The organism is Frankia sp. CeTa3Moorea, from assembly GCF_978021225.1.
In genome coordinates, this window is the sequence record NZ_CDXDOR010000046.1 from 1 (window position 1) to 20,679 (window position 20,679).

Genomic DNA, 20,679 nt, shown 5'->3' on the forward strand with positions numbered 1-20,679 from the left:
GCCTGGCCCGCGCCCCGGACCCCGGCCGGCTGCGCCCGGTAACAACCCCTACACGACGCCGTCCGCCGGGCCCCGTCCATCCGCTGGGCCGCGCCCGTCCGCTGGGCCGCGCCCGTCGGCCGGTCAGTCGGGTCCGCCGTCGGCGTCCACTCCCCGGCCCAGCGCCCCGCGGCCGGGCACCCCCAGGCCAGGCACCCCCCGGCCGGGTGGACCGCGACCCGGTGGCGCCGGCGCCGGTGGTCCACGGCCCACTCCCGGCGGGATGCCGCCACGCCCCGGTGGCCCACGGTCCGGAGCGGGGGGTGGCATGCCGCCCCGCCCAGGTGGCACCGGGGGGCCGCGCCCCAACGCGAACATGTTCCAGCCTCGACCCGCCGGTGGTCCTCCCGGGCGCCCGGGAGGTGGGGGCGCTCCTGGTCGTCCCGGTGGCGGCGGTCCGCGTCCCGGCGGATTCGCCGGGCGGGGTGGCGCGCCCGGTCGTCCCGGTGGCGGCGGCGGCGGTGGCGGTGGCGGTGCGCCCGGTCGTCCCGGTGGTGGCGGCGGCGGCGGTGGCGGTGCGCCCGGTCGTCCCGCGGCCGGCGGCCGTGGCCGCGGTGGGACCACGGCGGGCGCTTTCGGCCCCGGTGGCCGTGGTCGCCCCGGTCGCCAGCGCAAGTCCAAGCGCGCGAAGCGGCAGGAATGGGAGAGCGGGCTCGAAGCGCCGCGCATGGGCGCGATGGTGCCCCGCGGCAACGGGCAGGCCATCCGGCTTCCGCGTGGCGCCTCGCTGGCCGATTTCGCCGACAAGATCGACGCGAACCCGGGCGCTCTGGTCCAGGTCGTGTTCACCCAGCTCGGCGAGATGGTCACCGCGACCCAGTCCTGCACCGACGAGACGCTGCAGCTGTTGGGCGTCACGCTCGGCTACGAGGTCCAGATCGTCAGTCCGGAGGACGAGGACAAGGAGCTCCTCGAGAGCTTCGACCTCTCCTTCGGCGGGGAGTACGGCGACGACGTCGAGCTCAGCTCCCGGCCGCCGGTCGTGACCGTCATGGGTCACGTCGATCATGGTAAGACGAAACTGCTGGACGCCATCCGCTCCACCGACGTGGTCGGGGGCGAGGCCGGTGGTATCACCCAGCACATCGGTGCCTACCAGGTGCGGGCCAAGGTCGACGGCGACGAGCGTCCGATCACCTTCATCGACACTCCGGGCCACGAGACCTTCACCGCCATGCGGGCCCGCGGTGCGCAGGTGACGGACATCGTGGTCCTGGTCGTGGCCGCCGACGACGGGGTGAAGCCGCAGACCATCGAGGCGCTGAACCACGCCCAGGCGGCCGGCGTCCCGGTCGTGGTGGCGGTCAACAAGGTCGACAAGGAGGGCGCCGACCCGGCCAAGGTACGGGGCCAGCTCACCGAGTACGGCCTGGTGGCGGAGGAGTACGGCGGCGACACGATGTTCGTCGACGTCTCCGCCCGCAACCGGACGAACATCGACGGCCTGCTCGAGGCGATCGTCCTGACCGCCGACGCCTCCCTGGACCTGCGGGCTCCGACCGAGGTCGAGGCGCAGGGTGTCGCCATCGAAGGCCGGCTCGACCGGGGCCGGGGTCCGGTGGCGACCGTGCTGGTCCAGCGCGGCACGCTGAGGGTCGGTGACTCGGTCGTCGCCGGCGAGGCGTTCGGTCGGGTTCGGGCGATGCTCGACGAACACGGTGGTCAGGTGGTCGAGGCGGGCCCGGCCCGGCCCGTCCAGGTCCTGGGGTTCACCAGCGTTCCCGACGCCGGTGACAACTTCCTGGTGGTGCCCGAGGACCGAGTGGCCCGTCAGATCGCCGAACGTCGTCAGGCCCGCGAGCGCAACGCGGAGCTGGCGCTGAGCCGAGGCCGTCCGACATTGGAGACGATCCTCGAGCGGATGAAGGAGGGCGAGAAGACCCAGCTCAACCTCATTCTCAAGGGCGATGTGTCCGGTTCGGTCGAGGCGCTCGAGGACGCCCTACTCAAGATCGATGTCGGCGACGAGGTCGGTCTGCGGATCATCGACCGTGGGGTCGGTGCGATCACTGAGACCAACGTGATGCTGGCGTCGGCTTCCGACGCGGTCATCATCGGCTTCAACGTCCGGCCGCAGGGCAAGGCGACGGAGTTGGCCGACCGTGAGGGCGTCGAGGTCCGCTACTACTCGGTGATCTACCAGGCCATCGAGGACATCGAGAACGCCCTGAAGGGCATGCTCAAGCCCGTCTACGAGGAAGCGCAGCTCGGTACCGCCGAGGTCCGCGAGGTCTTCCGCGTGCCGCGGATCGGCAACGTGGCCGGCTGTCTGGTCCGTTCCGGCGTCATCCGGCGGAACACCAAGGCCAGGCTCATCCGCGACGGCGTCGTCGTGGCCGACAACCTCACGGTCGAGTCGCTCAAGCGTTTCAAGGACGACGCGACGGAGGTCCGCGAGGGCTACGAGTGCGGTATCGGTCTCGGGTCGTTCAACGACATCAAGATCGATGACGTGATCGAGACGTTCGAGCAACGGGAGGTTCCCCGCGCCTGAGCACGCCCGCGGCCGGTGACGATCGAGCTGCCTGCCCGATCGTCACCGGCGGTGTGTGCCCGGCGGCGGGAGACGACCATGTGGATCGGAACCCTCAGCCTTGATCTGCTGCTCGGTGACGTGCACTCGTTGAAGGAGAAACGGTCGGTGGTGCGGCCGATCGTGGCGGAGCTGCGTCGCCGTTTCGCCCTCAGCGTGGCCGAGACCGGCCATCATGATCTGTACCGGCGAGCCGAGATCGGGATGGCGGTCGTCGCCGCGGACCGGGCGCACTGCGTTGAGGTCCTCTGTTCCTGCGAGCAGCTGGTGGCCCAGCGACCGGACGTCGAGGTGCTCGCCGCGCGGGCGCGCTACTTCTCGGCGGACGACGCGGACGACGCGGACGACGAACCGCACGCACCCGGCGAACCGCACGCACCCGGTGCATCTGCCGCGGTGAGCGTGCCGCTGACGGGACCGGCGAACGAGGAGGTGGACGGTGGCTGATCCGGCCCGGGCACGGCGGCTGGCCGTGCGTATCCGCGAGGTCGTGGCGTCCACGCTGGAGCGTGGCGTCAAGGATCCTCGACTCGGCATGGTGACCGTCACGGATGTGCGGCTGACGCCGGATCTGGTCGACGCGACGGTCTTCTACACCGTCTACGGCGATGAGACGGCGCGGCAGGCGTCGGCCCAGGCGCTCGAATCCGCCCGGGGGCTGCTGCGCAGCCAGGTCGGCCGGGCCACGGGGGTGAAGGTGACCCCGATGCTCACCTTCGTTCATGACCGGCTTCCCGACGACGCCCAGCATCTGGAGAAGCTGATCAGCGTTGCCCGGGAACGTGACGCGTATCTGGCCGAGGTCCGTCGGGATGCTCGCCCGGCGGGCGACGACGATCCCTACCGCCGGCCGCGCTCCGCCACCGACGAGCCGGATGAGCCGGATGAGCCGGATGAGCTGGATGAGCTGGATGAGCCCGATGAGCTGGGCGAGCTGGATGAGGTGGGCGAGTACGGCGGGACGGCCCGGCAGGAGGGATGACGGGTACGGGCCCGGGACACCGCGGTGACAGACACGAGACAGCTGCGATGGGACGAGACAGCGGCGATGGGAACTGACGATGAGCGATGCGACCGATCTCGTGGACCCGTCGGCGGCGCCGGTCAGCCGCTCCTGCCCGGGCGGTGCCGGTCCGACCGGTGATTTCCAGGCCGCGGTGACCGCACTGACCGGCGCGATCGACGCCGGTGACGACATCCTGCTGATCGCCCACGTGAACCCCGACGGGGACAGTCTCGGATCGGCGTTGGCGCTGGGGCTCGCGCTGCGGTCGCTGGGCGGAAGGCCGCGGGTATCCTTCGACGCGGATCCCTTCGTCGTTCCCCGGGTGCTTCGCTTCCTCGCCGGTCAGGAGCTGTTGGTGGCTCCCGAGGCCGTCACCGGCCGGCCGGGTCTCGTGGTGACCCTGGACGCCGGCAGCCGGTCCCGGCTGGGCAGGCTCGCCAGCACCACGGCCGGTCGCCGGGTCCTGGTCGTCGACCACCATGCCTCCAACACCCGGTTCGGCGATCTCAACCTGGTCGACCCCGAGGCGGCCTCGACCAGCGCCATGGTCGTCGACCTCATCGATGCCCTGGGCGTGCGGCTCGACCGGGACATCGCGACAGCGATCTACACCGGTCTGGTGACCGACACGGGATCGTTCCGTTTCGCCGCGACGACACCGGCGGTGCACCAACTGGCCGCCCGGCTGCTGGCCACGGGCATCCGTCCCGACCTGATCAGCCGTGCCCTGTGGGACACCCACCGCTTCGGCTATCTCAAGCTACTCGGGGAGGTTCTCGACCGCGTCCGGCTGGAGCCCGAGTACGACCTCGTCTGGTCCTGGTGCAGCCAGGCCGATCTGCGCGCCGCGGGACTGGAGTACGACGAGATCGAGGGGCTCATCGACACGGTGCGCACCGTGTCGGAGGCCGAGGTCGCCCTTGTCTGCAAGCAGGATGGTGACGTCTGGAAGGTCTCGGCCCGTTCCAAGGGGGACGTCGACGTTGGCGCGGTCTGTACGGCTCTCGGTGGTGGCGGCCATCGCTTCGCCGCCGGATTCTCCCGCGGGACGACGCTCGACGAGCTGATGGGCGTGCTCCGGGACGCGCTGGCGCAGGCTCCGCGCCTGGGAGGCCCGGGGAACGCGGCCCGGAGCCCGCGGTGAGAACCCGGGGGGGATCCACCCGGGGACCCGCGCGGCCGGGGGGAGCCGCATCCCGCCGGGGATCCGGGACCGGTCCCGGGCCACAGGTCGACGGGCTCGTCGTCGTGGACAAGCCGGCCGGCTGGACGTCGCACGACGTCGTCGCCAGGGCGCGGCGCATTCTCGGGCAGCGCCGGATCGGCCACGCGGGCACCCTCGATCCGATGGCGACGGGTGTGCTGGTGCTGGGAGCCGGCCGGGGAACCCGCCTGCTCGGGCATCTCGCCCTCACCGGCAAGGCGTACGACGCCACGATCCGGCTCGGCCGGACTACCACGACCGACGACGCCGAGGGCGCGCCGGTCGAGGACCGTCCGGTGGACGTCGACGCCGACCGGCTCACCCGGGCCATGGCCGCCCTCACCGGGGTGCTCGACCAGGTTCCCGCCAGCGTGAGCGCGGTCAAGGTGGGCGGGGTACGCGCGTACGCCAGGGTCCGGGCCGGCGAGGTGGTCGATCTCGCCCCACGCCGGGTGACGGTCCACCGCTTCGACCTGCTGGCGCGGCGGGCCGCGGGCGATGGGGCGGTGGACCCGGCCGGAACCGATCTGGAGGTCACGGTCGGTTGCTCCAGCGGAACGTACGTGCGGGCGCTCGCCCGTGATCTCGGGGCGGCGTTGGACTGCGGGGCGCATCTGACCGCCCTGCGGCGCACCGCCGTTGGTCCCTTCGACCTGGCGGGCGCAGTGACTCTCGACACGTTCGCCGAGCTGGGGTCGCGGGCGGTCACGTCGCTGACCGACGCGGTCGCGGCCGGCTTCCCGCGCCGCGACGTGACGGCGGAGGCGGCGGCGGACGTGTCCCATGGCCGGCGGTTGCCCCCGGTAGGACGGCCGGGCACGTACGGCGTCTTCGGTCCCGACGGGACCGTGCTGGCCCTGGTCGAGGAGACTGAGCGTGCGGTCCGGTCGCTCGTCGTCTTCGCCCCGGTCTAGTCTGGCGGCCCCCGGCCGGGGCTCGGCGGCCCGACAGCGCCCCACGAGAATGTCCTAGGCTTCGCACGTGCGAACGTGGCGAGGAGCGGAGAACACGCCTGTCGAGTGGCGGGGCGGGGTCGTCACGATTGGCTTCTTCGACGGGGTGCACCTCGGGCACCGGCAGATCATCGGCCGGGCGGTCCGGCTGGCGCGGGAACGCGGTGAGCGTTCGCTGGTGTTGACCTTCGACCCGCATCCCGGTGAGGTGCTGCGACCCGGCAGCCATCCCGCCCTGCTCACGACGCTGCGTTTCAAGGCCGAGCTGTTGGCCGGGACCGGGGTGGACGCGCTCTGCGTCGAGCCGTTCACGCTGGAGTTCAGCCGGGTCTCCCCGGCCGACTTCGTGCACGGGATACTGGTCGAGCGGCTGCGGGCGAGCGTGGTCGTGGTGGGGGAGAACTTCACCTACGGTCACCGGGCCGCCGGGACGCTCGCGACGCTGTCGGAGGCGGGCGCCCGGGAGGGATTCGAGGTCGACGGGGTCCGTCTCGTCCGCTCCGGCGAGCAGGTGCTCTCCTCGACGGCGATCCGTGCCCGGGTGGCCGAGGGCGACGTAGCGGCCGCGGCGGCCGCGCTGGACCGGCCGCACCGGGTCGAGGGTGTCGTCGTGCACGGCGACGCGCGTGGCCGCACCATCGGCTATCCTACGGCGAACATCCAGGTGACGCCCTGGGCCGCCGTTCCGGCGGACGGCGTGTACGCGGGCTTTGCCTGCTGGTCCGGCCGCCGCCAGCCCGCCGCCATCTCGATCGGCACGAATCCGACGTTCGAGGGACGCGACCGGCGCGTCGAAGCGTTCCTCCTGGACTTTGACGAGGATCTCTACGGCGAGTACATGGCCTACGAGTTCACCCATCGGCTGCGTCCGACCCTGCGCTTCGACTCGGTGGCCGAGCTCGTCACCCAGATGGCCGCGGATGTGGAGGCCACCCGCGCGGCAACCCTGCTCGTCTGAACTCGGCTGAACTCGGCTCACTCCGCCGGGGGCCGAGCGGTTCCCCTCGGGTTGATAGGCTTCCCGGTCAGGCGGGTGCGGTGTGTCCGGACCGGACGGCGATGATGCCGAGGTCCGGTGATCGGTCCGGGTGGGGAAGACCCCGGACGCGCGCCGTCCCGAAACAGAAGGAGAAGGTGGAGCGTGCCGCTCGCGAGCGACGTCAAGCAGAAGATCATGTCCGATTACGCCACCGTCGAGCGGGACACGGGCTCGCCTGAGGTGCAGGTCGCGATGCTGACTCGTCGGATCAGTGACCTGACCGAGCATCTCAAGGCGCATAAGCACGATCACCACAGCCGCCGCGGTCTGCTGCTGCTCGTCGGCCGTCGCCGACGGCTGCTGAACTACCTGGCGAAGACGGATATCAACCGATACCGCGCTCTGATCGAGCGACTCGGGCTACGGCGGTAGCGCGAAGAGGGAGCGGCCCGGGCGGGACGCTCCCTCTGACGCATTGGGGGTAGGTACCGAATGCGTCGAGCCGTCGGCGGAGTCGTCCGCTCGGCGGTGTGGAGGACCTGGCCGGGTCCATGGTGGTGCGAGCCGCCGGTCCTCGGTCGTGGTCGCCGGGATGGGTACGGGCACCGGACCCGGGGGCTTCGACTGAGCACCGGCATCCTCGTTGGCATGGACCCGGCCGCAGAAGAGGATCGGCCGCGTGGATCCGGCCGAGGAAGAGGATGGAGTGGTTCGAGTGGACGACTCGACACATGCGGCCGAAGCGGTCATCGCGACCCCGGCCGGAGACCGGACGGTTCGGTTCGAGACCGGGCGTCTCGCCAAGCAGGCCGCCGGCTCCGCCGTCGCCTACCTGGGCGACACGATGGTGCTCTCGGCGACGACGGTTAGCAAGCAGCCCAAGGAACAGCTCGACTTCTTCCCGCTGACGGTGGATGTCGAGGAGCGGATGTACGCGGCCGGGCGCATCCCCGGCTCGTTCTTCCGGCGGGAGGGCCGCCCCAGCGAGGACGCGATCCTCACCTGCCGGCTCATCGACCGGCCGCTGCGGCCGTCGTTCGCCAAGGGGCTGCGCAACGAGATCCAGGTCGTGGCCACCGTGCTCGCCCTGGATCCCGACACCCTTTACGATGTGGTCGCCATCAACGCGGCCAGCGCGTCGACGACGCTGTCCGGCCTGCCCTTCACCGGGCCGATCGGCGCGACCCGGGTCGGGTTCGTCGATGGCGAGTGGATCGCTTTCCCGACCCATGCGGAGCTCGCTCGGGCGACCTTCGACATGGTCGTGGCCGGTCGGGTGATCGAGGACGGCTCGGACGTCGCGATCATGATGGTGGAGGCCGAGGCGACCCCGGGCACGGTCGAACTGCTCGCGCACGGCGCGCCGGCTCCCACCGAGGAGGTCGTGGCCGCGGGCCTCGAGGCGGCGAAGCCCGCCATCCGTGAGCTCTGCCGGGCCCAGAACGAGCTGGCCGCGCTCGCCGCGAAGCCCGCCCGGGAGTTCCCCGTCTTCATCGACCATCACGACGACGTGCTGGACGCGCTGTCCGCGGCAATCGGCGACGAGCTGTCCGCCGCGCTGCGCATCCCCGGCAAGGCTGAGCGCGAGAACGAGCTCGACCGGGCCCGCCAGCTCGCGGCCGAGAAGGTAGCCTCCCAGTTCGAGGGGCGGGAGAAGGAGATCGGCGCCGCCTACCGGGCGCTGACCAAGAAGCTCGTCCGCTCCCGCATTGTGACCGAGGGCGTGCGCATCGACGGTCGCTCGACAACCGAGATCCGCGCGCTGTCAGCCGAGGTCGACTACATCCCGCGGGTACACGGCTCGGCGCTGTTCGAGCGGGGCGAGACGCAGATCCTCGGCGTCACGACTCTGGCCATGCTGCGCATGGAGCAGACGGTCGACACGCTCAACCCCGACCGCACCAAGCGGTACATGCACAACTACAACTTCCCGCCGTACTCCACCGGCGAGACCGGCCGCGTCGGTTCGCCGAAGCGCCGAGAGATCGGCCACGGGGCACTCGCCGAGCGGGCCCTGCTCCCGGTGCTGCCCAGCCGCGAGGAGTTCCCCTACGCGATCCGGCAGGTATCCGAGGCGCTGGGTTCGAACGGGTCGACAAGCATGGGCTCGGTGTGCGCGAGCACCCTGTCGCTGCTCAACGCCGGGGTACCGCTCAAGGCGCCGGTCGCCGGGATCGCGATGGGCCTCATCCACGCCGACGACTCCTACGTCACCCTGACCGACATCCTCGGGGCCGAGGACGCCTACGGGGACATGGACTTCAAGGTCGCCGGCACCCGGGACTTCGTCACCGCGCTCCAGCTCGACACCAAGCTCGACGGCATCCCGGCCTCGGTCCTCGCCGCGGCGCTCCAGCAGGCGCGCGGGGCGCGGCTCGCGATCCTTGACGTGATGGCCGAGGCCATCGGCAGCCCGGACGAGATGTCCGCTCACGCCCCGCGGGTCATCTCCGTCAAGATCCCGGTGGACAAGATCGGGGAGGTCATCGGACCCAAGGGTAAGATGATCAACCAGATCCAGGCGGACAGCGGTGCCGAGATCACCGTCGAGGACGACGGGACGATCTACATCGGCGCGGTGGACGGTCCGTCGGCGGAGTCCGCCCGGTCGGCGATCAACGCGATCGCCAACCCGCAGATGCCCGAGGTCGGCGAGCGTTATCTGGGGACGATTGTGAAGATCACCAATTTCGGGGCCTTCGTCTCGCTCACCCCGGGCCGGGACGGCCTGCTCCACGTCAGCAAGCTCAAGACACTCTCCGGCGGTAAGCGGGTGGAGAAGGTGGAGGACGTCCTGACGGTGGGTCAGAAGCTCCAGGTCGAGATCACCGAGATCGACAGCCGCGGGAAGATCAGCCTGTCCCCGAGCGCCGAAGCCGCCGAAGCCGCCGACGCGGCGGCCGCGGCCTCCTGACGGCCCGTCGTGTCCGATACTCCCACGCCCGACCTGACCTGCTCCGCGGGGACCGCCGGCGCGCCGCGGAACAAGCCGGTTCCCGGCTCCCGGGCCGCGCACCTGCTCGCTGGCGGGGTCGGTGGCGAATCGTTGCTGGACGGCGCGGTGCGCCGCACCGTGCTCCCCGGCGGTCTGCGGGTCATCACCGAGCGGGTCCCCGGGGTGCGCTCGGTCGCGATCGGCGTCTGGGTCGGGGTGGGCTCGCGCGACGAGACGCCGGTGACCGCCGGATGCTCCCACTACCTGGAGCACCTGCTGTTCAAGGGCACGCCCAGCCGGGACGCGTTGACCATCAGCGCGTCGGTCGAGGCGGTCGGCGGGGACATCAACGCCTTCACCGGCAAGGAGTACACCTGCTACTACGCGCGGGTGCTCGACTCCGATCTCGCGATGGCCGTCGACGTCATCGCCGACATGGTCACCAACTCGCTGGTGACGGCCGACGACGTCGAGGCCGAGCGTGGCGTGATCCTGGAGGAGATCGCCATGTACGAGGACGACCCGGGTGACCTCGTCCATGACGTGTTCGCGGAGGCGATGCTCGGGTCGTCGGTGCTCGGCCGCCCGGTGCTCGGGACGACCGAGTCGATCGAGGGGCTGGGCCGGGAGACCATCGCGGACTACTACCGCTCCCGGTACATCCCGCCGGCGATGGTGGTCTCCATCGCCGGCAACCTGGCGCACGACCGGGCGCTGGCGCTGGTAGCCGAGGCGTTCGCCGACCGTCTGACAGTGAGCGCCGAGCCGTTCGAGGTACGTGGCGGATCGTACGACTACCCGCAGCCGCCCGGCATCGTCGTGACCGACCGGCCGACCGAGCAGGCGCATCTCGTGCTCGGCACCAGGGGACTGTCCCGGCACGATCCGCGCCGTTACACGCTCGGCGTGCTGTCGACGGCGCTAGGCGGTGGGATGAGCTCGCGGCTGTTCCAGGAGATCCGGGAGAAGCGGGGGCTGGCGTACTCGGTGGGCTCGTTCGCCTCCCACTTCGCCGACGCGGGCCTGTTCGGCGTCTATGCCGGATGCGCCCCCAAGCGTGCCGATATGGTCCTCGAGCTCGCCCGTGAGCAGGTACGCCAGATCGCCGAGCACGGGATCAGTGCCGAGGAACTCGACCGGGCCCGTGGGCAGAACCGCGGCTCGATGATTCTCGGCCTGGAGGACACCGGATCCCGGATGAGCCGTCTCGGCAAGAGCGAGCTCGTCCACGGTGAGGTCCTGCCGGTCGACGAGATTATCGCCCGGGTGGGCGCGGTCACCCTCGACGACGTCACCACGATCGCGCGGGAGCTGCTGGACCAGTCCTGGGCCCTGGGCGTTATCGGACCCTTCGACGACCACGACTTCAGCGCCGCCGTCGCCCGTTAGCGGCTCTCCTCCCGAGAGGTTCGAGGTTCACTGAATGTCCGACCCCGACTCCCGCCCGGCAGCCGGTGCTGTCCCGGCAACCGGGATACCGGCAACAGGGATACCGGCAACAGGGATAGCAGTGGGGGTGCTCGGTGCACGGGGACGGATGGGGTCGACGGTGTGTGCTGCCGTCGAGGCCGCCGCCGACCTGGCGCTGGTCGCGGCCCTCGGCGTCGGCGATGACCGTGGTGCGCTCGCCGCGGCCGACGTCGTCGTCGACTTCACCACCCCGGACGCGGTGATGGACAACCTCCGCTGGTGTGTCCAGGCCGGCAAGCACGTCGTCGTCGGCACCACCGGCTTCGACGAGCCGCGGCTCGCGACCCTGCGTGGCTGGCTGGCCGTGGCACCGGGGGTCGGGGTGCTCGTCGCGCCGAACTTCGGGGTAGCCGCCGTGCTGATGATGACGTTCGCTGCCCGGGCCGCCCGGTTCTTCGACTCGGTGGAGATCGTCGAGTTGCACCATCCCGGCAAGGCCGACGCGCCGAGCGGCACCGCCCGGCGTACCGCGGAGCTGGTCGCCGCGGCGCGTACCACCGCCGGGTTGCCGGTGGCCGGCCCGGACGCGACGACCGCCGCCCTCGACGGTGCCCGCGGCGCCCGGGTCGACGGCGTGCCGGTGCATGCCGTCCGCCTCGCCGGGCTCGTCGCGCATCAGGAGGTCCTGCTCGGGGGCGCGGGGGAGACCCTCACCCTGCGACACGATTCCTACGACCGCACCTCGTTCATGCCGGGGGTGCTGCTGAGCGTGCGGAAGGTCGGCGAGCGACCGGGACTCACGGTCGGTCTGGAGTCGCTGCTCGACCTGGACTAGCGCCGCGGGCACTTCGGGGCAGGTGTCTGCTGTCACCACGGGCCGCGAAAGATAGGTTTCCGGGTGTGGTCGGACACGTTGACCGTCGTTTCCCGGCGGGTACCCGTAGCATCTTCGGTATCGATCTTGGTACGACGTTTAGCTGCCTGGCCCGGGTGTCCGGTTCCGGCGAGCCGCAGATCGTGCCGTTGCCCGACGACGCGCGGACGCTGCCGAGCGTGGTGCTGTTCGTGGGGGCCGACGACTACATCACCGGGGAGACCGCGCGGCGGCTGGCCCGGGCGCGCCCCGACGACGTGTGCTCCCTGGTCAAGCGGCGGATGGGGGACGGGGACTGGCGCTTCGTCACCCGCGGCGCGGCCTGGTCGGCGCCGGCCGTCAGCGGTCTGATCCTCAAGGCGCTGGTCTCCGACGCCGCGCTCACCACCGGCGAGCCCGTCGAGGACGTCGTGATCACCGTTCCGGCCTACTTCGGGGACGAGGAGCGCCGCGCGACGGTGCTTGCCGGTGAGTACGCGGGGCTGAATGTCGTCGACGTCATCAACGAGCCGACCGCGGCGGCGCTGTCCTACGGCTTTGCCCGCTTCGAGATCGGTGCACGGCGTACGCTCGGTGGTCCGGGAATGGCGGCGGAGGAGGTCGCGCTCGTCTACGACCTGGGCGGCGGTACGTTCGACGTCACCGTGGTCGAGCTCGCCGACCGGCGGGTGTCGGTGGTGGCGATCGACGGTGACCATCAGCTGGGCGGTGCCGACTGGGACGAGAAGGTGGTGCTCTTCCTCTGGGACCGGTTCCTCGCGGCCCATCCCGGCGCCCGGGACCCGCTCGACGACGGCGAGGCCGCCCAGGTGCTGGCGCTCGCCGCCGAACGGGCCCGCCGGGAGCTGACCGACGTCGCATCGACGACGGTCCTGGTCGAGCACGCCGGGTTGTCCACCGAGGTCACGCTGACCCGCGACGAACTCGAACGGCTCACCGCCGGTCTGCTTGACCGGACGATCACCCTTACCCGGGTCGCGGTCGACGCCGCGCGGGCCCGAGGGGTGCGGGGGATCGACCGGATCCTGCTCGTCGGCGGCGCGGCGCGGATGCCGGCCGTGGCCAGGCGCCTCGCCGCCGAGTTCGCCGTGCCCGTCGAGTTGACCGATCCCGACCTCGCCGTGGCCCGCGGGGCCGCGATCTACGGGGAGAAGAAGGCGCTGGAACGCCTGGTGGCCGCCGACCTGGTGACCCGCGGTCAGCTGGTTGACGGGGCTGCCGTGGACACCGCCGCCCCAGCGGACCTGGACGCGGCGTGCCGGCGGCTCGCGAGCGTCCTCGGCCTGCCCGCCCAGCGGGTGCGCCGCACCGTCGAGGTACAGGTCGTCAACGTTGTCTCGCGTGGTTTCGGGGTGTTGGCGTTGAACCGGTTCGGTGAACAGGGGGCAGTCTTCCTGGTGCACCGCAACGACCGGCTTCCGATCGCCGTCCGGCGCGCGTTCGGGACGGTGCGCAACGACCAGGACGCCGTCACCGTCTACGTCGTCGAACAGGCCGGTGGTGTCGAATCGGCGCGTATCGAGGACAACAAGGTCATTGCCGAGGCCGAGATCACGGGTATCCCGCCCGGTTTTCCGGCCGGCTCCCAGATTGAGATCATTTTCCGGATGGGTTTCGATGGGATCCTGGAGGTGACGGCGACGCATGAGGGTCTCGTCGACCGGCCGCTCACGGTACGGGTGGAGACCTCGGCCGCGTTGAGCCAGGCCGACGTCGCCCGCGAGCGGGAACAGGTGGCCCGGGCCCGCCGGGAGCGCGGCGGCCCGGGTGGTGCGCCGAGCGGATGGATCTGAGGGGCGCGGCGATGCGGTCCTTCGACTCCAACGACTACCGTCGTCGGGTCCTCGCCGTCGTGCACAGCCGGGGCGGGGCCGAGCACAGCGATCCCTTCGAGATCTACGACATCCCGCTCGACGAGGTGGACACCCTCGACGACGCCGCAATCGAGGCCAGGACCGCGGATGTCTGGGCGTTCTGGCAGCGCAGCCGGGACCACCCCCGCTACCGAGGAGTGATTATCGGCCTGCTGGGGCTGCACGCGGAGCTCGTCGCGGCACTGGCGACCCGTACCGCGCGCCTAGAGCTGCGGGACCGGGTCGCCGCCGCCCGCGCCGCCCGGGACGACGAACGATTCGCCTCCCTGGACGCCGCGGTCGGGCGACTCGTCGCCCGGTTCGGTGGACTCCCGGAGGACAAGATCGCCGGTTTGCGGGCGCTGGCGGCATCCCAGGGGATCGACGACCCCGCGTTCACGCTGCGGATCCGGCGTCATCGGGCCCTGCCTGCCGGATCGCGGAGCTCCGCCACGGAGGCCTCGGCCGGCGCGATCCCCGCCGAGGTACTCGGCCAGGTCCGCGCAGATCTCGATGAACTGGGCCGGATCACCGGAAGCACCCCGCCCCGGAGCCTGTTCGACCTGATCGGGGTGCGGCCCGGCACCGGCCGGGCGGAGATCCGAGCGGTGCGTGATGCGGCGCTCGTCCGCAACCGGGCCCGTCGGCCGGACCGCCGGCGGGCACTGCTCGACGATCTCCTGGCCGCGGTCGGTGCGCTGCTGGTCGACGGCGAGCCGGACGCCTACCTCGATGCGCTCGCCGTGACGACGACCGAGCGGTTGCGCCCGCGGGTGGCCGCGGCCGTTCTTGTGGAGGACGTGCTGCTCCCCGTGGAGGCCGCGGCGCTGGTCGCCGAGGCGGAGGCGGACGGGCTTGACGCCGCCCGGGCGAGGGGGGTGGTCACCGCCCTCGCCCGGGAGCATAGGGTGCTCCCCTCCCCGTCCCCGTGGGCATCGCCGCCGACGACCTCCGGGCGTCCGGAGGCCGCACCGGACCGGCCGTCGGCGCCGCGCACCGCCGCCGACGAGCTTTCCGCCGCTTCGGACCTGCGGCTGGAGCACGACCGGCTACGGTGGACCTGGCCCGCGGGCTGCACGGAGATGATGCTCGCCTGGCGGGTGGACGCTCCGCCGGTCGGCGCGGATGATTCACAGGCACAGGTGCGTAAGGTGACCAACACCCGTTACGAGATCGACGGCGGAGTCCCGTTGCCGGCGACGCGACCCCTGTATGTGGCGCTCTTCGGTTGTCTTCGGGAGTCGGGACGGCTGGTTGTGGCGACCTTGGCGGCACCCGGGGCGCGGATCCGGCTGGATCCGGACGGTCCGGTGGCGTCGGCATCGGGCGGGGCGTCCAGGTGAGGGCCCGGTGGCTGGTGGCCGTGCTCGTCGCGGCGTGCGGCTTCTACCTCGGGCTGATCGGGTGGCGGGGAATCCAGCTGCTCGGCGACGATCGCTGGGCGGCCCGTGGACTCGGTCTCGGTGTCGTGCTGCTTCCGCTGATCGGCGCCGTCGTCATCCTGCGTGAGCTGCGTTTCGGCCGCGACACCGAGCGGCTTGCCCGGATGTTCGACGTAGCCGCGGATGCGACGGCTGACGTCGAGCCCGGCACCGCCCACGGCTTCGACCCCGGCGCCCGAGCCGACGAGCCGGTTCTCGTGCGCCGGCCGTCGGGCCGGATCGACCGCGCATCGGCCGACGCCGCGTTCGCCCAGCGTCGGGCGGAGGCCGAGGCGGCGCCGGGCGAATGGCGTCGCTGGTACCGGCTCGCGGTCTCCTATGGAGATGCCGGGGACACCCACCGGGGACGCGCCGCGATGCGTCACGCGATCGCCCTCGAGCGGCACTTCCGCGGGTGACCGTGCCCCGTCCCCTGGCGGTGGATTGCTCATCCAATGCAGGTGGATCCGGCACGGCTATTGACAGCTCCCGGAGGGAGCCGGGCACCCTCGGTGACAGGAAATTATATCGTATTGACCGCGGCGAGGAGGGAGACTGAGCCGGGGCCGCGTACTAACGCGTCGATGACCTGTGTACGATGCCGCAGAGAGTCGGCGTTGTCGGCCATCAGACTACTGGGGGGTAGTGCGGTGTTCGTATCCTGTGGCCATTCGAGACGGGTCCGGCAGTGTCCATGCTGAGCGCTCCCGGCGGGTGAGCAGTCACTGATCTCCTGATCTCCGATCAATTTGATGCCCCTTTCCCCCGATCCTCCAACCTGGCCTCGCGGCGCGATCTGATCCGATGCGCCGCCTCCTTCGCATGGCTCAAGGGAGGCCGCCCGTCGTCGCCGGACTCCGGACAGCGATCGATGGGCACTCTCCGGGGTCCTCTGTATTCCAGATCCGGGAGCACACGACGTGCGTGCGATAGTGACCGGCGGCGCCGGTTTTCTGGGCAGTCATCTCTGTGAACGCCTACTGGGCGGCGGCTACGAGGTCATCTGTTTCGACAACTTCCTCACCGGCCGGCCGGAGAACGTGGAGCATCTGCTCGCCGATCCACGTTTCCGCCTGGTCAACCGGGATGTGAATGATTTTATTTATGTTTCCGGTCCGGTCGACGTCGTGTTGCACTTTGCATCCCCGGCATCTCCGGTGGATTACTACGAGCTGCCGATCGAGACACTCAAGGTCGGTTCGCTCGGTACCTTCCACGCCCTTGGCCTGGCGCGGCAGAAGAATGCTCGGTTCCTGCTCGCCTCGACCTCGGAGTCCTACGGCGATCCACAGGTAAATCCCCAGCCGGAAGGCTACTGGGGCAACGTGAACCCGGTCGGCCCACGCAGTGTGTACGACGAGGCCAAGCGCTTCTCCGAGGCGGTGGCCATGGCCTATCGGCGCAAGCACGGCGTCGACACCGGTATTGTTCGCATCTTCAACACCTACGGCCCGCGTATGCGGGTCGACGACGGTCGCGCCATTCCGGCCTTCATCTCCCAGGCGCTGCGGGGCGAGCCCATCACGGTCGCCGGTGACGGAACCCAGACCCGGTCCATCTGTTATGTCGACGACCTGATCGACGGCATCGTCCGACTTCTGCACTCGGACCTGCCCGGGCCCGTGAACATTGGGAACCCGCACGAGATGTCGATCCTCGACACCGCGGTGCTCGTCCGTGACCTGTGCGGATCGACGGCGCCGATCACCTTCGTCCCGCGGCCCCAGGACGACCCTTCGGTGCGCCAACCCGACATCACCCTCGCCCGGACCCTCCTGGGCTGGGAACCGAAGACGAGCCTGCACGACGGGCTCACCCGGACGATCTCCTGGTTCGCCGGCCAGCTCGCGGAGAGCCGTCAGGTCGCTTGACCGGCGTCAAGGTGTCCCCCCCGGATACCGAGCTTTCCGGGGACGTGGCTTTCTGTTTGCGGGGGGAGGGCTCGCGATGGCCGGCACCACGCCGTGTGCACCGCCGTGTTACGTGAGATCGGTGGCATTGGTCCGCAACCCGCCGAGGATGTCAGCGCCACGTACCTGCCGTGCGCGCTCAGGCCGAGACGGGGCCTTCGCCGCCGATGCGTGGGCGAACGGCAACCGGCCCGGGATGTCCGCGGCAATGGTGACCCGAGAGTTCCCGTGGCCACGCCGCCTCCCGGACATATCTTCTTCCCGGGCATCTTCTTCCGGGACGTGGACCGCCGGCCCCGGGTGCCGTGCGCGCGGTTCTTGCCACCGGCCGTGCACTACCCGACGCTGGCGCTGTGACCGGACCGGGGCTCCTGCTCGCGCCGATCGCCTGGTTCACCGGGATCGCCGTCGTCCCCGGGATCGCCGAGGCCGCTACCAGGTCGGCGATGCACCAATCTGGGGATTATGTTCTGCTGTGCCTGATGTTCGCCGCCCAGTGCGCGGCCGTGCCCATCGCGGTGTTCGCTGCCCGAACGGCCGGGACCGCGCGGTCCAGCCGAAGGGCACCGGCGCGACGGGCGTGGTCGTGGTGCCGATCCCAGGTACGGATCCTAGCCGTCGTCGGGTTGATCCCGCTGCCGGGATCGGTTGTTCCGGGCCGGCATGGAGCACCTGTGGCGAGTTGTTTCAGTTGATCACGAAGAAGTGGATAACCGAGCTATGACGTCGACGAGTCGAGCCGAGACGGTCCTGGTGACCGGGGCGACGGGGTTCATCGGCTCCCATACTTGGGTGGACCTGCTCGCCGCGGGTCATCGGGTAGTGGGAGTGGACAACTTCGCCAACAGCTCACCACGGGTGCTGGGCAGGCTGCGTAAGGTGGTGGACGGCGACATCGACTTCGTGCGGCTCGATGTCCGTGACCGGGCGGCGCTCGGTGACGTGTTCCGCCGATGGAAGATCGATTCCGTTATTCACTTCGCCGCTCTCAAGGCCGTCGGCGAGTCGGTCGACATCCCGCTGGAGTACTACGACACGAACGTCAACGCGACGTTGGGCCTGGTCTCCGTGATGGCGGAGCACGGCGTGTGCCGGCTGGTCTTCTCGTCCTCGTGCGCAATCTACGGAGCGGCGGCCAAGGTACCGATCGCCGAGGACACGCCGGCCCGCCCGACCAATCCCTACGCGCGCACCAAGTGGATGTGCGAGCAGATCCTCGCCGACCTCTGCGCCCGGGATCCGTCCTGGCACGTGACGTCCCTGCGATACTTCAACCCCACCGGGGCGCACGAGTCGGGCCTGCTTGGCGAGGACCCCCGTGGGGTGCCGAACAACGTCATGCCCTACCTAGCCCAGGTGGCGGTCGGCCGGCGCCCGGAGCTGTCTATCTTCGGCGACGACTACCCCACGTCCGACGGCACGGGCGTACGCGACTACATCCACGTGGTCGACCTGGCGGAGGGCCATCGACTCGCTCTCGATCATCTTGATGACCAGGCGGGACATCGGGTCATCAACCTCGGGACCGGCGCTGGCACCTCCGTGCGGGAACTGCTCGCGGCCTTCTCCGCGGCCTGCGCTCGTGATCTCCCCAGCCGCGTCGTGGCGAGGCGGCCGGGGGACGTCGCCGCACTGGTCGCCGACGCGGCGCTCGCCCGTACGGCGCTCGGCTGGTCAGCCCGCCGGGATGTCGCGGACATGTGCCGGGATGCCTGGGAGTTTCAGCGTCTCAATCCAGGGGGGTACGACGATGAGGAGGAGGAGTCTGATGAGCTCGTCGGACAGCCTTGATGATGCGGCGGGGCCCGGAACCGGGCCTCGCCCACGCCTGACCGTCATCGGCACCGGGTACCTGGGGGCCACCCACGCGGTGTGCATGGCGGAGCTCGGCTTCGAGGTGCTCGCCGTGGACGTCGACCATTCGAAGATCGAGCGGTTGTCCGCGGGGGAGATCCCGTTCTTCGAGCCCGACCTCGCCGACCTCCTGCGCGCGAACCTCCGGACCGGACGGCTGCGTTTCACCACCTCCTTCGAGGAGATCGCCGAGTTCGGCGACGTGCACTTCGTCTGTGTGGGCACCCCCCAGCGTGCCGACGGTTACGGGGCGGACCTGGGCCACTTGCACGCCGCCATCGAGCGCCTCGCGCCGCTGCTGACCCGGCCGTGCCTCGTGGTCGGCAAGTCGACGGTGCCGGCCGGCACGGCTGCGGGGCTAGCTCGGACAATCGCGCAGCTCGCCCCGGCGAACCGCCCGGCCGCGGACGAGACGGCGCTCGGCGTGGCGGGGGCCGGCGGGTTGGGCCGCGTCGAGGTGGGCCGCGTCGAGGTGGGCCATGACGGGCTGGGCCATGACGAGGTGGACGAGCCCGCCGACATCTCCAGCGATCTTGCTGGCGTCCAGCTGGCCTGGAACCCGGAGTTCCTCCGGGAGGGCTTCGCGGTGGCCGACACCCTGCGACCGGACCGGCTCGTCTTCGGTGTCGCCTCCCCGGCCGCGGAAGGAGCGCTGCGGGCGGCCTTCGCGCCGGTGATCGCCCAGGGGGTGCCGGTCATCGTGACGGACTACGCGACGGCCGAGCTGGTGAAGACGGCGGCCAACTCCTTTCTCGCGACGAAGATCTCCTTCATCAACGCGATGGCGGAGGTGTGCGAGGCGGTCGATGCCGATGTCCTGACGCTGGCCGAGGCGCTGTCCCACGACGTGCGCATCGGCGGGAACTTCCTGCGTCCGGGGGTGGGGTTCGGGGGCGGCTGCCTACCTAAGGACATCCGGGCCTTCCAGGCCCGCGCGGACGAGCTCGGGGTCGGTGCGGCGCTGCGTTTCCTGCGCGAGATCGACGAGATCAACAATCGCCGCCGGGACCGCGTGGTGGACCTGGTCACCGCGGCCCTGGACGGCACGCTGGCCGGCCGGCGCCTCGTCGTGCTGGGCGCCGCGTTCAAGCCCAACTCCGACGACGTGCGGGACTCCCCGGCGCTCGCGGTCGCGGGGCTGCTGGCCGGGACCGGCGCCGAGGTGACGGTCGTGGATCCGGTCGCGACGCATAACGCCCGGCGGGCCCTGCCCGGCCTCGCCTACAGCGACTCCGTCGAGGCCGTGGTCGAGGGGGCCGATGCGCTGGTCCTACTCACCGAGTGGCGCCAGTTCGCTGACCTGGACCCGGCCCGGCTCGGGGCCGTGGTCCGGCGCAAGGTCATGGTGGACGCCCGGCACGCGCTCGACGCCGACCAGTGGCGCCAGGCCGGATGGGTCTACCTGGCCCCCGGCCGGCCGACCGGCATCATCCCGAGCTCGTTGCCGGAGCAGCGGCGCCGGAGGGACGGACCGCCGCCGGCGCCGGCCGAGCAGCGCGGCGAGGTGGGTGCGCGGCTCGCGGAGGTCGAGGCGCGCGCGGGGCACCCGATGTGATCGACGGGATGGGGCCCGGTGGAACGGGCCCCATCCCCGCCGTGGGACCGCTCTCCGGCCGTGAGGGCAACGAGCCCCACGCGATAGGCTGTTGCTCATGCGTCTCCTCGCTCGACATCGGTGACTGCCACCCGGCCTCGCGGTTGACCGTGC

Annotated in this window: 16 protein-coding genes and 1 pseudogene; all 17 read left to right on the forward strand. The window is 71.0% G+C overall.

Annotated elements, in window-relative coordinates; genetic code table 11:
• Positions 1-2,533, forward strand: a 2,533-nt coding sequence (gene infB, locus AC08OV_RS10635) for a translation initiation factor IF-2 (RefSeq protein ID WP_476619612.1), incomplete at its 5' end; no start/stop codon positions are given.
• Between the two features lie 78 nt (positions 2,534-2,611).
• A pseudogene (locus tag AC08OV_RS10640) lies at positions 2,612-2,911 on the forward strand (DUF503 domain-containing protein); the annotation flags it as partial.
• A 100-nt stretch (positions 2,912-3,011) separates the two neighbouring features.
• Positions 3,012-3,554 carry a 30S ribosome-binding factor RbfA gene (rbfA, locus tag AC08OV_RS10645; protein ID WP_476613154.1) on the forward strand — a complete coding sequence of 181 codons (543 nt, stop codon included), beginning with the start codon at positions 3,012-3,014 and terminating at the stop codon, positions 3,552-3,554.
• A gap of 79 nt (positions 3,555-3,633) precedes the next feature.
• Positions 3,634-4,722 carry a DHH family phosphoesterase gene (locus tag AC08OV_RS10650; protein WP_476613155.1) on the forward strand — a complete coding sequence of 363 codons (1,089 nt, stop codon included), beginning with the start codon at positions 3,634-3,636 and terminating at the stop codon, positions 4,720-4,722.
• Positions 4,719-5,696 (forward strand): tRNA pseudouridine(55) synthase TruB, encoded by a 978-nt coding sequence (gene truB, locus AC08OV_RS10655; RefSeq protein ID WP_476613156.1) that lies wholly within the window; start codon positions 4,719-4,721, stop codon positions 5,694-5,696. The genes AC08OV_RS10650 and truB overlap by 4 nt, the downstream gene beginning before the upstream one ends.
• A 67-nt stretch (positions 5,697-5,763) precedes the next feature.
• Entirely contained in the window at positions 5,764-6,693 is a 930-nt protein-coding gene (locus tag AC08OV_RS10660) for a bifunctional riboflavin kinase/FAD synthetase (RefSeq protein ID WP_476594812.1), read from the forward strand.
• A gap of 183 nt (positions 6,694-6,876) precedes the next feature.
• Positions 6,877-7,146 carry a 30S ribosomal protein S15 gene (rpsO, locus tag AC08OV_RS10665; protein WP_462202578.1) on the forward strand — a complete coding sequence of 90 codons (270 nt, stop codon included), beginning with the start codon at positions 6,877-6,879 and terminating at the stop codon, positions 7,144-7,146.
• Positions 7,147-7,429: 283 nt separating this feature from the next.
• Positions 7,430-9,628, forward strand: coding sequence for a polyribonucleotide nucleotidyltransferase (locus AC08OV_RS10670; protein WP_462185765.1), 2,199 nt, complete (start codon positions 7,430-7,432; stop codon positions 9,626-9,628).
• A gap of 9 nt (positions 9,629-9,637) precedes the next feature.
• Positions 9,638-11,038 carry a M16 family metallopeptidase gene (locus AC08OV_RS10675; protein WP_476593255.1) on the forward strand — a complete coding sequence of 467 codons (1,401 nt, stop codon included), beginning with the start codon at positions 9,638-9,640 and terminating at the stop codon, positions 11,036-11,038.
• Between the two features lie 121 nt (positions 11,039-11,159).
• Positions 11,160-11,894 (forward strand): 4-hydroxy-tetrahydrodipicolinate reductase, encoded by a 735-nt coding sequence (gene dapB, locus AC08OV_RS10680; RefSeq protein WP_476613164.1) that lies wholly within the window; start codon positions 11,160-11,162, stop codon positions 11,892-11,894.
• Positions 11,895-11,959: 65 nt separating this feature from the next.
• Complete coding sequence (locus AC08OV_RS10685) at positions 11,960-13,726, forward strand: Hsp70 family protein (RefSeq protein ID WP_476613157.1); 1,767 nt, start codon at positions 11,960-11,962, stop codon at positions 13,724-13,726.
• 11 nt (positions 13,727-13,737) lie between these two features.
• Complete coding sequence (locus tag AC08OV_RS10690; protein ID WP_476613158.1) at positions 13,738-15,129, forward strand: hypothetical protein; 1,392 nt, start codon at positions 13,738-13,740, stop codon at positions 15,127-15,129.
• Positions 15,126-15,626 carry a hypothetical protein gene (locus tag AC08OV_RS10695; protein WP_476613159.1) on the forward strand — a complete coding sequence of 167 codons (501 nt, stop codon included), beginning with the start codon at positions 15,126-15,128 and terminating at the stop codon, positions 15,624-15,626. Before AC08OV_RS10690 ends, AC08OV_RS10695 begins: the two co-directional genes overlap by 4 nt.
• Positions 15,627-16,127: 501 nt before the next feature.
• A complete protein-coding gene (locus tag AC08OV_RS10700; RefSeq protein WP_462185761.1) occupies positions 16,128-17,078 on the forward strand; it encodes a UDP-glucuronic acid decarboxylase family protein in 951 nt (316 codons plus the stop codon).
• 267 nt (positions 17,079-17,345) lie between these two features.
• Positions 17,346-17,474, forward strand: a complete 129-nt coding sequence (locus AC08OV_RS10705; protein WP_476613160.1) for a hypothetical protein — start codon at positions 17,346-17,348, stop codon at positions 17,472-17,474.
• A gap of 363 nt (positions 17,475-17,837) precedes the next feature.
• Positions 17,838-18,908: a UDP-glucose 4-epimerase GalE gene (gene galE / locus AC08OV_RS10710; protein WP_476613161.1), complete on the forward strand. Its 1,071-nt coding sequence runs from the start codon at positions 17,838-17,840 to the stop codon at positions 18,906-18,908.
• Positions 18,886-20,526 carry a UDP-glucose dehydrogenase family protein gene (locus AC08OV_RS10715; RefSeq protein WP_476619613.1) on the forward strand — a complete coding sequence of 547 codons (1,641 nt, stop codon included), beginning with the start codon at positions 18,886-18,888 and terminating at the stop codon, positions 20,524-20,526. Before galE ends, AC08OV_RS10715 begins: the two co-directional genes overlap by 23 nt.
• Positions 20,527-20,679: the final 153 nt, after the last annotated feature.

Bases quoted from the DNA above. Each gene is read 5' to 3' on its own strand.
- AC08OV_RS10650 (WP_476613155.1), top strand. From the start codon at position 3,634: ATGAGCGATGCGACCGATCTCGTGGACCCGTCGGCGGCGCCGGTCAGC.
- galE (WP_476613161.1), top strand. From the start codon at position 17,838: ATGACGTCGACGAGTCGAGCCGAGACGGTCCTGGTGACCGGGGCGACG.
- AC08OV_RS10690 (WP_476613158.1), top strand. From the start codon at position 13,738: ATGCGGTCCTTCGACTCCAACGACTACCGTCGTCGGGTCCTCGCCGTC.
- AC08OV_RS10715 (WP_476619613.1), top strand. From the start codon at position 18,886: ATGAGCTCGTCGGACAGCCTTGATGATGCGGCGGGGCCCGGAACCGGG.